Annotated in this window: 3 protein-coding genes; all 3 read left to right on the top strand. The window is 65.6% G+C overall.

What is annotated here, in order from left to right; all coding sequences use genetic code 11:
* Positions 1-82 precede the first annotated feature (82 nt).
* Positions 83-6,964 carry a polymorphic toxin-type HINT domain-containing protein gene (locus CLT68_RS12100; RefSeq protein WP_486482148.1) on the top strand — a complete coding sequence of 2,294 codons (6,882 nt, stop codon included), beginning with the start codon at positions 83-85 and terminating at the stop codon, positions 6,962-6,964.
* Entirely contained in the window at positions 6,961-7,488 is a 528-nt protein-coding gene (locus CLT68_RS12105; RefSeq protein WP_099850912.1) for a hypothetical protein, read from the top strand. The genes CLT68_RS12100 and CLT68_RS12105 overlap by 4 nt, the downstream gene beginning before the upstream one ends.
* 170 nt (positions 7,489-7,658) lie before the next feature.
* Positions 7,659-14,414 (top strand): polymorphic toxin-type HINT domain-containing protein, encoded by a 6,756-nt coding sequence (locus tag CLT68_RS12110; RefSeq protein ID WP_099850914.1) that lies wholly within the window; start codon positions 7,659-7,661, stop codon positions 14,412-14,414.
* The last annotated feature ends 50 nt before the right edge of the window (positions 14,415-14,464 follow it).

Consider the following 14,464-nt stretch of genomic DNA (forward strand, 5'->3'; position numbering starts at 1 on the left):
TGGGCCCGCCGGGAAATGGTTGGGTCCACCGCCTCGCGTCGCGGCGTTCTCCTTCTCTCGACCTCCCAACCCTGGAGGGGTGATGTTCTCCCGTGTCCTGGTCCGATCCGGCGGATTCAGCCGCCGGATAGTGCGACCGGTTTCCTGGGCGATGACCGTCGTGATGGGCGTAAGTCTCATCCAGGTTGCGTCCACTCCGGCCGTGGCTGACTCAAAATCGAACCGCCCGTCGACGTCCGATCCGACCAAGATCCTCCCCAAGCGGGATCCGTTGCCGGTAAAGCCGCGCAAGGCGAATCCGGCCGTGGCCTCCGCTGCCACCAATTCCTCGACGGTCAGGTGGCCCGCCGCCGCTGCCGGAGAGATCGCCGTGCCTACCACCGAGGTGGGCCGATCGACGCCCGCTGCGACGGCTCTGACCGCGACCGTCGACGTCGGCGGTCTGCCAGTCTCGGTGTCGCCCACACCTGTTGCTCAGGCGAGCGCCAGGTCCACCGCCTCGGACGAGGACGGTGCCGGGGAACCCGGTGACAAGAGCCGGTCCGCCGCCGTGCCTCCGGCGAAGGTACGGGTTGAGGTACTCGACCGGAACGCCTCGGAGAAGGCCAGGGTCGACGGTCCGGTCGTCCGGGTGAGCCGGGCCGACGGGCGGTCTGGTGACGGAGATGTTCGGCTTGGCCTCGGTTACGCGGGGATCGCTGGCGCGTTCGGCGGTGACTTCGGCGCGCGACTCAGGCTGGTGCGGCTGCCGGAGTGCGCACTGACCACCCCGCACAAGTCGGAATGTGCTGGTGCGCCGGTCCCTACGACCAACGACAGCGCGGCGAAGACAATCTCCGCCGCGGCGAGCACCGGCGCGTTGTTCGCGATGACCGCTGCGGACTCCTCGTCGCAGGGCGACTACGGCGCGACAAAATTGTCGCCGTCCTCCGAGTGGTCCGTCGCCCCGTCGACGGGCGGTTTCTCCTGGAGCTACCCGCTGCGGACTCCGCCTGTGCCAGGTGGTGGTGGCCCGGGAATCTCCCTCGCGTACTCGTCCCAGTCGGTCGATGGCCGGACGGCCACGACCAACAACCAGGGTTCGTGGGTCGGTGAGGGCTTCAACTACGAGCCGGGTCATATCGAGCGTCGATACAAGCCGTGTTCGGACGACGGGCACGACCAGTACGCCGACCAGTGCTGGGCATACGACAATGCGACCATCCTGCTCAACGGCAGGTCCACCGAACTGGTCAAGACCGGGAGCACGTGGCGGTTCGCGACGGACGACGGCTCGAAGGTCGAGCGCCTGACCGGCGCGACGAACGGCGACAACGACGGTGAGTACTGGCGGGTCACCACCACTAACGGAACCGAGTACACCTTCGGACTGAACCGGCTACCCGGCTGGAGCTCCGGCAAGGAGGAGACCGGGTCGGCCTGGACGGTGCCGATCTACGGTGACGACTCAGGTGAGCCGTGCTACAACGCGACGTTCACTTCAGCCTATTGCGACCAGGCGTGGCGGTGGAGCCTCGACTACGTCAAGGACCGCGACGGCAACGTCACGTCGTACTTCTACAACCAGGAGATCAATTACTACGCGCGGGGCAAGAAGACCGACGTCAACGGCGTGCCGTACGTGCGGGGTGGCTGGCTCAAGCGCATCGACTACGGTCAGCGGCACAACGCGGTCTACACGACCAACGCGCCGGCCCGGGTGCGGTTCGACACCAAGGAGCGGTGCCTGCCCAGCGGTAGCATCGACTGTGACCCGCAGGATCTCAACGCCACCACCGCGCCGTCCTGGCCGGATGTGCCGTTCGACCGCAACTGCGCGGCGAACACCAAATGCAAGCTCGACCAGATCACCCCGACGTTCTGGACGCGGGCGCGCCTGACCGGCATTACCACGGAGATTCGCGTGGGCACCGGCTGGACCCCGGTGGACAGCTGGAAGCTCGATCACTTGCTCACCGACAACGGTGACGGTTCGCGGACTCTCTGGCTACACAAAATCACTCACACGGGCCTCTACGGGCCGGGTGCTGACATCGCCATGCCTTCAGTGGAGCTGGGCGGTCTTCAGTTACCCAACCGGATCGACCGCGACGGCGACTTCATCGCGCCGCTGGTCCGCTTCCGGCTCGCCACGGTATGGACCGATGTCGGGGGGCAGATTGACGTCAACTACGCCTCGCCGGACTGCGCCCAGAACACCCTGCCTACGCCCGGCAAAAGCACCCGACGCTGCTACCCGGTCAAGTGGAGCCCGCTCGGCAGTGGTGATCCCATCACCGACTGGTTCCACAAGTACGTGGTCGAGCAGGTGGTCGAGACTGACCGCACCGGCGGGGCGCCTGACATGGTCACGCGGTACCAGTACCTGGACGGTGCCGCCTGGCGGCACGCGGATCCGGACGGGATCTCCGACCCGAAGGACCTGACCTGGAGTGACTGGCGCGGATACGGTCGCGTCATCGTCACCGCCGGCGACGGACAGGTGCAGAAGACCAAGACCGAATACCGCTACCTGCGGGGCATGCACGGTGACAAGGACCCGGACGGCGGCACCCGTACGGTCTCCGTGACCGACTCCACCGGCGGCACCCACACCGACTATCAGGAGTTCTCCGGCCATCAGCTGGAGAGCGTGGTTTACAACGGTTCCAGCCAGGTCAGCAAGAGTATCGCCATCCCGTGGCGGCACAACACCGCGACCGAGACGCACAGCTGGGGCAGCAAGAAGGCCTGGCTCATTAACACCACGACGGCCCGGAGCCTCGTGGCCCTGGCCGCCGGTGGGTGGCGTGAGACGAAGCAGACCTCGAACTTCGAGACGAGCTTCGGCCGGGTGACGGAGACCGAGAACGAGGGCGACATCGCGATCATCGGCGACGAGTCGTGCAGCCGCACCACGTACGCCGACAACGCCACGGTCCACCTCTACAGCCTGGTGTCCCGGGTCGAGTCGGTGTCGGTGGCGTGTTCCGTCACTCCCGACCGCAGCAAGCAGGTCATCTCCGATACCAGGACCCTCTACGACGGCAAGGCGTTCGGCGTTGCTCCAACGGTAGGGAATCCGACCCGCACCGAGCGGCTGATGAGCCACAACGGCACGACGGCGACCTACATCCGCGCGTCGGAGGGCACCTTCGACCCGTATGGACGGCCGCTGACGGCAGTTGACGCTCTGGGCCGGGTCACGAAGACCGAGTACACGGACACGAATGGCTTGACCACCAGGGCCAAGGAGACCAACCCGCTCCAATTCGTCACCACGACGGAGTACTCCCCCGCCTGGGGCGTGCCGGTGAACCAGGTCGATCAAAATGGCCTGAAGAGCGTCCTCGAATACGACGCACTCGGCCGACTCTCCAAGGTGTGGATGCCGGACCGGACCGGTGCCAGTGGGCTGGACCCGAGCATCCGGTACACGTACCTGGTTCGCACCGACAAGCCGGTGGCGATCAAGACCGAGCGTCGGCAGAACGACGGCTCCTACAGTGTCGAGTACAAGCTGCACGATGGTCTACTCCGGCCGCGGCAGGTGCAGTCGGAAGGCCCGGACGGTACCCGCACGGTCGCAGACACCTTCTACACCGGCACCGGGCAGCTCGCGAAGACGTATGCGACGTACACGGTGGCCGGGGCGCCCACCGACGTGATCTATCCCGCCGTCAATGGTGATGTGAACGGGCAGACCCTGTACGTCTACGACGGGGCTGACCGGGTCGAGGCGGAGATCTTCGCCGTGGCCGGCAACGAGAAGTGGCGGACCACCACCACCTACGGCGGTGACCGGGTTTCGGTCGATCCACCGAGCGGGGGCACCCCGACGACCTCCGTGATGAATGCCTTAGGGCAGGCGACCCAGCTCTTGCAGTACAAGGGCAGTGGGCCATCGGGTGACTTCGACAAGACCGAGTACACCTACACCCACGCTGGACAGCTGAAGACGGTCAAGGACCCGGCCGGCAACGTCTGGCAGCACGAGTACGACCAGCTCGGTCGAACGGTCAAGTCGGTGGACCCGGACACGGGGACGACGACGGTCGCCTACGACGACCTGGATCGCATTACCAGTACCACCAGTGGTATGGGGAAGACGATCAGCACCACCTACGACGAGATCGGTCGTCAGACTGCAAGCTACAAGGGGTCGGCTGAGACCGGGGAACTGCTCAACAGTTGGACCTATGACCTGGAAATGCTGGGCTACCTCTCCTCCACCAGTAGATGGATCGAGGGTCACGAGTACGCCACGTATTACTCGACTTACGACGAGTTCTATCGGCCGCACGCCACCTACTATCAGGTGCCGGAGCACGCCGGGGCCGAACTGGCCGGCCTGTACACCTTCGGCACGGAGTACAACCGGGACGGCTCAGTCCAATCAGTGAGCATGTCGGACGGGGGTGGGCTGCCGTTCGAGACGGTCGCCTACACGTACGACAGCCTCGAGCGGCTCACCAAGACGACCGGCGACGACGCCTACCTGACCGACGTCGACTACGCCACCACGGGTGAGGTTCTTCAGACCGAGGCGCTGGTGGGCAGCCGGAAGGTGTGGTCGACCTACGAGTACGAACAGGGCTCCCAGCGACTCACCCGTCAGCGGCTGGACCGTGAGTCGGCGCCGGTCGTGGACATCGACGCCAAGTACACCTACGACCCGTCCGGCAACATCCTGCAGATTGCCAACAACCCGTCGGGTACCCGGGACACGCAGTGCTTCACGTATGACTATCTGCGGCGGATGGATCGGGCGTGGACGTCGGCGAGTACCGCGACCGACGCGTGTGCCGGCGGCCCGTCGGTCACCGGTGTGGGTGGAGTGGCCCCGTATCACCACGCCTACACCTTCGACGCGACCGGCAACCGCAAGACCGAGATTCAGTACGCGAACAACGGCACTCCGCTTATCGAACGCAACTACACCTACCCCGCAGCCGGGCAGGCGCAGCCGCACACGCTGCGCCAGATGACGGAGAAGACCCCGCAGGGTGACCGGCTGCACTCCTATGGTTATGACGCGGGCGGCAACACCACGAAGCGGACGAAGGCCGGCGAGGAACAGACTCTGACCTGGGACGCCGAGGGCAATCTCGAGTCCGTCATCGACCCGGCTGGCGAGAAGACGACATTCTTCTATGACCTGGACGGCTCCCGGATGCTCCGCAAGGAGCCTAAGGCGACCACCCTCTACCTGCCGGGTATGGAAATTCGGCTCGACCACAAGACCCGCTCGACAGACGCCACCCGGTACTACGCCTTGCCTGGCGCGGCCACGCTGGTCCGGAAGGTGGACGGGGTCCGGTATGTGGCCAGTGACCATCACGGTACGGGTCAGGCGACGGTTGATGAGGGCGGTGCCGTCACGCATCGGCGGATGACGCCGTTCGGTGAGAGTCGTGGTGCTCCGCCGGGGTCGGGTCAGTGGCCGACGGAGAAGGGCTTCGTCAACGGGAACGTCGATTCCACGACGGGCCTGGTGAACATCGGCGCACGGGAGTACGACACGGTGACCGGCCGGTTCATCTCGGTCGACCCGATCATTGATGTGAACGACCCGCAGCAGATGAACGGGTACGCGTACGCCAACAACAACCCGATCTCGTACTCCGATCCGGACGGCTTGAAGGCGTGCTCGGACGACGCGTGCGGGCCTGGTGCCGACTACGAGGACATGTACGGCAACTACCACGAGGTCAAGGGGCACAACGACGGTTGTGGTGGTTGTTCGGGCGCGTACGACCCGGACGAGCCGACGATCAACGTGCACAACAATCCGCGAGCCTCAGCCGACGAGCGGGCCGCCGCCGCGCGGGCGGCGGCGGAGAAGGAGCGCCAACGCCGCATCGCCGCGGCCAAGGCGAAGATGCTCAACGCCGCCAAGGCCCTCGCGAAGATCATGATGGACGAGTTGGGGATCACCGACGCCCTGGACTGCTTCCTCAAGGGCGACATGGGCGGCTGCCTGGCCACCGCCGCCAACGTCGCGGGTGCGGCAATCGGCGGCGCCCTCGGCAAACTCGCCGCCAGATACGGCGCACCCTGGAAATGGAAAAAGTTCGCCAACCTTGCCAGCCGCGTCAAGGGGCTGCTCGGCGATCTTGTTGACGGTGCCAGGTCATTCCTGAAATGCCGCAACAGCTTCATGCCCGGCACTTTGGTAGTGATGGCTGACGGCTCCCGTAAGCCGATAGAGTTGGTTAACGTCAACGACGTCGTGTTGGTGACCGATCCGGTCAGCGGTGTGACGGCGGCCAAGGCAGTGGTCGCGACCATCATCGGCCAAGGCGTCAAGAACTTGGTCGAGGTAACCATCGATGCCGACGGGGAAGCCGGCGATGCCACTGCGAGCGTGGTGGCTACAGACAAACACCCGTTCTGGGTTCCCGACCTCGCTGAATGGGTCAATGCTGCGGACTTGCAGGCCGGGCAGTGGCTGCGAACCTCGGCTGGCACCTACGTGCAGGTCGCGGCGACACGCCATTGGTCCGAGCCCGCGCAGGTCTACAACCTGACTGTCGACGACGTTCACACGTACTACGTGCTTGCCGGCGACACGTCTCTGCTGGTGCACAACTGTACGGAGACCTACTATCGAGCGATGTCGGAGAGTCACTACGACGAGCTTGTGAGCAGCGGTAACGTTTCTGCAACGGGCGAAACGATGATTTCTCCTACCCGGGCTTTTTCTGAGGACTACGACGGAGTGCTCGTCAAGTTGACAGTGAAGAAGGGCACGACGAAAAAGCTTGAGGGGATCGGGGTTCGAGACAAGTCGAAGGTGGCGGCAGCGACCTATCCGGAGATGTCCCCGGTGTCTGGTGCGTGGGCCAAGACAAACGCCTTCTTCAAGTATGAAAAATCTAGAAAGAATCCATCCCTTCCTGGCCAGATAAATATCGGTCTGGGAAGCGGAAGGGCGCTCGACATGTTCAACCGGAATCTGGTCGGTTTTGAGAAGTTGAAATGACGCCTGACGAACGAGACTTGGTCTTCACGCTGGTTGTCGTACCGGGCAAGCCGTACACCGGTGACCGAGACGCGGTCCTCCGCCACTTCCGAAGTGCGGATGGGCGCAAGCTTGGCCTGGATCTGCTGGGTCAAGCGATCGCGGAGAGGAGTGCCGATGACCTGGAGGCGGCGTTGATCGTCTGCGGCGAGTTTGGCATCGACGCAGCGCACGCGCCCATGCTTGTCGACCTCGTCTACGCCGACTGGCACCTGCAACACGAGGTTGTCGTGTCGATGTTGGGTAGTCAATCGGGCCCAGCGGTCGTCGATGCGCTGCACCATGCGGCGTCATGGGTTCCCGACTACCTCGACTACGACGAGAGCCGAGCGCTGGCGGTCAACGCCATCTGGGGGCTCGGTGACAGCAGCGACCCGCGGGCCGGCAACAAGCTCTCGCAGCTCGCTGACGCGACCAACGAGATCGTCCGGGAAGCCGCCAGGGACCAACTGAGGCGCCGTGCTGTGCGGAGCGATGAGCGGTGACGGCACCCCGTAGGGCAACACAGGACCGGCACCGGAGCGGGTGGGCCAGCCCCACCCGCGAGCAACTGCTTCTGTGACGCGGTAGGTGGTGGGTCCATCCGGAAACGGATAGACCCACCACCTCGAACCGCGGCGATCGTCCCCTTACCCCCAAACCCCCTGGAGGGGTGATGTTCTCCCGTGTCCTGGTCCGATCCGGCGGATTCAACCGACGGATCGTGCGACCGGTTTCCTGGGCGATGACCGTCGTGATGGGCGCAAGCCTCATCCAGGTTGCGTCCACTCCGGCCGTGGCTGACTCAAAATCGAACCGCCCGTCGACCGCCGACCCGTCCAAGATCCTCCCCAAGCGGGATCCGTTGCCGGTGAAGCCGCGATCTGCCAATCCGGCGGTGGCGGCAGCGTCAACTGATCCCGCAAAGGCATCCTGGCCCACTGCGGGCGCTGCGGAGGTCGCCGTACCGGCGTCGGCAGCCCAGTCCAGGGCCGGTGCCGATGCTCAGGCCGCGAGCACGAAGGTCGGGGGCCTGTCGGTCGCGGTGTCGGCCCTGGACCCCGCCTCCCCGACGCCGAAGACGGCGACCGGCACCGAAGGCAGTTCCGCCAGGACGGGCGGCCAGGACAACGCAGCCGTGCTGGCACCCGGCAAGGTCCGCGTCGAGGTGCTCGACCGGAAGGCCTCGGAAAAGGCCAGGGTCGACGGTCCGCTCGTGCGGGTGACCCGGGCCGACGGGCAGTCCGGCGATAGCAAGGTCCGGCTCGGTCTCGGCTACGAGGGATTCGCGGGTGCGTTCGGCGGCGACTTCGGGGCGCGGCTGCGGCTGGTGCGGTTGCCAGAGTGCGCCCTGAACACTCCCGAGAAGCCGGAGTGCGCGGCTGTTCCGGTCCCGACCACCAACGACAGCGGGGCACGGACGCTCTCGGCCGAGGCGAGCACCGGTGCGCTGTTCGCAATGGCCGCAGCGGACTCCTCGTCGCAGGGAGACTACGGCGCGTCGAAGCTGGCCCCGTCGTCCAAGTGGTCGGTTGCCCCGTCGACGGGTGGCTTCTCCTGGAGCTACCCGCTGCGGACCCCGCCGGTACCGGGCGGCAACGCCCCGGGGATAACGCTGGCTTACTCGTCCCAATCGGTCGACGGCCGGACCGCCACGACCAACAACCAGGGTTCGTGGGTCGGTGAGGGCTTCAACTATGAGCCGGGCCACATCGAGCGTCGATACAAGCCGTGTTCGGACGACGGGCACGACCAGTACGCCGACCAGTGCTGGGCGTTCGACAACGCGACGATTCTGCTCAATGGCAGGTCCACCGAACTGGTGAAGACCGGCACCAACACGTACCGCTTCGCCAATGACGACGGCTCGAAGGTCCAGCGGTTGACCGGCGCGGTGAACGGCGACGACGACGGCGAGTACTGGGTCGTGACCACCGTCGACGGCACCCAGTACCACTTCGGGCTCAACCGCCTGCCGGGTTGGACTTCGAACAAGGAAGAGACCGGGTCCACCTGGACGATCCCGGTCTACGGCGACGACGCGAAAGAGCCGTGCAACAAGGACACTTTCGTCGAGTCGTACTGCGACCAGGCGTGGCGGTGGAGCCTCGACTACGTCAAGGACCGTTACGGCAACGTCACGTCGTACTTCTACGAGAAGGAAATCAACTACTACGCGCGGGGCAAGAAGACCGACGTCAACGGCGTGCCGTACGTGCGGGGTGGCTGGCTCAAGCGCATCGACTACGGTCAGCGGCACAACGCGGTCTACACGACCAACGCGCCGGCCCGGGTGCGGTTCGACACCAAGGAGCGGTGCCTGCCCAGCGGTAGCATCGACTGTGACCCGCAGGATCTCAACGCCACCACCGCGCCGTCCTGGCCGGATGTGCCGTTCGACCGCAACTGTGCGGCCAACACCAAGTGCAAGCTCGACCAGATAACCCCTACCTTCTGGACCCGGGCCCGCCTGACGGGCATCACCACCGAGATCCGCGGCGCGACGAGCTGGACTCCGGTTGACGAGTGGAAGCTCGACCACCTGCTCACCGACAACGGCGACGGCTCTCGGACCCTCTGGCTTCACAAGATCACCCACAAGGGTCTGGTCGGTGGATCGGCCGCCATGCCGTCTGTGGAGCTTGGCGGCCTTCAGCTGCCGAACCGCATCGACCGCGATGGCGACTTCATCGCTCCCCTCGTCCGCTTCCGACTCGCAACGGTCTGGACCGACGCGGGCGGACAGATCGACGTCAACTACGCCGATCCGGACTGCACCCAGACAACCCTGCCCACGCCCGGTAACGGCACGAGGCGCTGCTATCCGGTGAAGTGGAGCCCGCTGGGCAGCGGTGATCCGATAACCGACTGGTTCCACAAGTATGTCGTCGCTCAGGTCGTCGAGACCGACCGGACCGGCGGCGCACCGGACATGGTCACCCGGTACCAGTACCTCGGCGGTGCTGCCTGGCGGCACGCCGAGCAGGACGGCTTCGCCGACCCCAAGGACCTCACCTGGAGCGAGTGGCGAGGCTACGGCCAGGTCGTGGTCACCACCGGCAACGGTCAGGTCCAGACCACAAAGAACGAGCACCGCTACCTGCGGGGCATGCACGGTGACAAGGACCCGGACGGCGGCACCCGGGACGTCCGGGTAACCGACTCCACCGGTGTGCAGCACGTCGACTACGACGAGTTCTCCGGCCACGAGCTGGAGAGCCGTACCTTCGACGGAGCGAACGAGGTGAGCAAGAGCATCTCGGTGCCGTGGCGACACAACACGGCGACACAGACGATCCCGGACGGTTCACGGAAGGCCTGGTTCACCAACACCTCCGAGGCGCGCAGTTTCGTGAAGCTGGCCGACGGCAGCTGGCGGGAGACGAAGAACAGCTCTACCTTCGAGACCTCGTTCGGGCGGGTCACCCACACCGAGCACCACGGCGACGTCAATGTCACGGGCGACGAGTCCTGCACCCGCACCGCGTACGCGGACAACGCCACCCTGCACTACTACAACCTTGTCGCCCAGGTGGAGTCTGTGTCGGTCCGCTGCTCGGCGACCCCGAACCGGGCCACCGACGTCCTCTCCGACACACGGACCTTCTACGACGGGGAAGCCTTCGGCGTCGCGTCGAAGTTCGGTAACCCGACCCGTTCCGAGCGGTTGAAGAGCCACAACGGAACGAGCGCGACCTACATCCGGGCGGCCGAAGGAACCTTCGACTCCTACGGGCGGCCGAAGACGTCCACAGACGCCCTCGGCAAGACCACGGCGACGGACTACACGGAGACCAACGGGCTCACCACCAAGGTCAAGCAGACCAGCCCGCTCGGCCACGAGACCACCACCGAGTACGCCCCGGCCTGGGGGCAGCCGGTAAAGCAGACCGACCCGAACAAATTTGTCAGCCTGCTTGAGTACGACCCGCTGGGTCGACTTTCCAAGGTGTGGATGCCGGACCGGACCGGTGCCAGCGGGTTGGACCCGAGCATTCGGTACACCTACCTGGTTCGCACCGACAAGCCGGTGGCGATCAAGACCGAGCGTCGGCAGAACGATGGCTCCTACAGCGTCGAGTACAAACTGCATGATGGTCATCTCCGGCCGCGGCAGGTGCAGACGGAAGGGCCGGACGGCACCCGGCTGATCGCGGACACCTTCTACACCGGGACCGGCAAGCTCGAAAAGACGTACGCCACGTATAGCGTGGCGGGAACGCCGACGGACACGATCTACCCGGCAGTGAACGGGGACGTCAACGGCCAGACCCTCTACGTCTACGACGGTGCCGACCGGGTCAAGGCGGAGATCTTCGCCGTGGCCGGCAACGAGAAGTGGCGGACCACCACCACCTACAGCGGTGACCGGACCTCGGTCGACCCGCCGCAGGGTGGCACGCCGATGACCACGGTCATGAACGCCCTCGGCCAGACGACCCAGCTGCTGCAGTACAAGGGCGCTGACCCGTCGGGTCCGGCCGACACGACCGCGTACGCCTACACGAAGGCCGGCCAACTGGCCACGGTCACGGACCCGGCCGGCAACGTGTGGCGGCACAAGTACGACCAGCTCGGCCGGAAGATCGAGTCGACCGACCCGGACGCCGGTACCTCGACCACCCAGTACGACGACCTTGACAGGGCCGTCAGCACCGTCAGCGGGGCCGGGAAGCGAATCAGCACCACCTACGACGACATTGGCCGTCGGACCGCCGTCTACAAGGGCACGGTGGAGACCGGCGAGCTGCTGAGCAGCTGGACCTACGACCTGGAGATGCTGGGCTACCTCTCCTCGACGAGCCGATGGGTCGACGGCGAGGAGTACGCGACGTACGTCGGCACGTACGACGAGTTCTATCGACCGCACGCCACCTACTATCAGGTGCCGGAGCACGCCGGGGCCGAACTGGCCGGCCTGTACACCTTCGGCACGGAGTACAACCGGGACGGCTCAGTCCAATCAGTGAGCATGTCGGACGGGGGTGGGCTGCCGTTCGAGACGGTCGCCTACACGTACGACAGCCTCGAGCGGCTCACCAAGACGACCGGCGACGACGCCTACCTGACCGACGTCGACTACGCCACCACGGGTGAGGTTCTTCAGACCGAGGCGCTGGTGGGCAGCCGGAAGGTGTGGTCGACCTACGAGTACGAACAGGGCTCCCAGCGACTCACCCGTCAGCGGCTGGACCGTGAGTCGGCGCCCGTCGTAGACATCGACGCCAAGTACACCTACGACCCGTCCGGCAACATCCTGCAGATTGCCAACAACCCGTCGGGTACCCGGGACACGCAGTGCTTCACGTATGACTATCTGCGGCGGATGGATCGGGCGTGGACGTCGGCGAGTACCGCGACCGACGCGTGTGCCGGCGGCCCGTCGGTCACCGGTGTGGGTGGAGTGGCCCCGTATCACCACGCCTACACCTTCGACGCGACCGGCAACCGCAAGACCGAGGTCCAGTACGGGAGTAACGGCAGTCTGCTCGTCGAGCGGAACTACACCTACCCGGCCGCGGGGGAGGCGCAGCCGCACACGCTGCGCCAAATGACGGAGAAGACCCCGCAGGGTGACCGGCTGCACTCCTACGAGTACGACGCGGGCGGCAACACCACGAAGCGAACGAAGGCTGGTGAGGATCAGGATCTGGTCTGGGACGCCGAGGGCAACCTGGAGTCGGTCACCGACGCCGCCGGGAAGAAGACCAGCTTCATGTACGACGTCGACGGCTCCCGGATGCTCCGCAAGGAGCCGAACGCGACCACGCTGTACCTGCCGGGGATGGAGATCCGGCTCGACCACCAGACCCGGTCCACCGCGGCCACCCGCTACTACGGCCTGCCCGGTGGGGGCACCCTGGTCCGCAAGGTGGACGGGGTCCGGTATGTGGCCAGCGACCATCACGGCACGGGCCAGGCGACGGTTGATGAGGCCGGTGCCGTCACGCACCGGCGGATGACGCCGTACGGCGAGAATCGCGGTGCCCCGCCGGGCCCGGGTCAGTGGCCGACGGAGAAGGGCTTCGTCAACGGGAACATCGATTCCACGACCGGCCTGGTGAACATCGGCGCACGCGAGTACGACACGGTGACGGGCCGGTTCATCTCCGTCGACCCGATCATCGACATCAACGACCCGCAGCAGATGAACGGGTACGCGTACGCCAACAACAACCCGATCTCGTACTCCGATCCAGATGGCCTGAAGGCCTGCTCGGACGACGCGTGCGGACCCGGTGCCGACTACGAGGACATGTACGGCAACTACCACAACGTCAAGGGGCACAACGACGGTTGTGGTGGTTGCTCGGGCGCGTACGACCCGGACGAGCCGACCAAGAACGTCCACAACAACCCGAGGGCCTCGGACGAGGAGCGGGCCGCCGCTGCACGCGTGGCGGCCGAGAAGGAGCGCCAGCGCCGCATTGCCGCAGCCAAGGCGAAGATGCTCACGGCCGCCAAGGCCTTGGCGAAGATCATGATGGACGAGCTGGGGATCACCGACGCCCTGGACTGCTTCATGAAGGGCGACATGGGCGGCTGCCTGGCCACCGCCGCCAACGTCGCGGGTGCGGCAATCGGCGGCGCCCTCGGCAAACTCGCCGCCAGATACGGCGCACCCTGGAAATGGAAAAAGTTCGCAAATCTTGCCAGCCGGGTCAAGGGGCTGCTCGGCGATCTTGTTGACGGCGTCAAGAGCTTCATGAGGGCCGGGGCCAAGTGCGAACTGCACAGCTTCGCGGCAGGAACCCTCGTGCTACTGGCGGACGGCTCCAAGCGGCCGATCGAGAAGCTCAAACCTGGCGACAAGGTCGTAGCCACGAACCCTGAAACCGGCAAGAGTTCGCCGCAAGAGGTGGTGGCCACACACATCAACGTCGATGTGGAGCTGACCAATCTCACGTTGGCCACCGCTGGCGGACCGGTCCTGGTCGAGACGACCGCTCAGCATCCCTTCTGGAGCAGGGATCGGGCAACCTGGATCAACGCCTCTGAGTTGCGGTCCGGCGAGCAGATGCTTACTGCTGACGGGTTGTCGGTGACGGTGGCCGAGGTGAACTCCTTCATCCGCCAGCAGGTGATGTACGACCTCACCGTCAGCACTGATCACACGTACTACGTGGTCGCGGGCGGCACTTCGGTGCTCGTACACAACTGCGGCGGATCGAAGGCAGGCCACTCCCTCGCCTGTGGGTGTGCCGAAGGCGCCGAGCCAAAGTTGTTGCCCGACTTCACCAAGCTGCCGGATCGGCCGGACCCGGACACGTTTGAAGCTCAGACCCGGCATCCTCAGCAGCCGCCGGATCGCAGCGAGTGGGCCACCGACCCTAGGGAGCCGAACGTTCCCACAAGCCGTTGGGGAAGGTTCAGGTACAAGGTGGGACAGGTGATTCGGGTGGCCGAGAAGGTCAGCGACCTGTTCCCGTAGCTATAAACTCGCGCAGCCCCTAGCCGTCAATCCAAGCACGTCGGAGGTCG

This window comes from Micromonospora sp. CNZ299, from assembly GCF_002754415.1.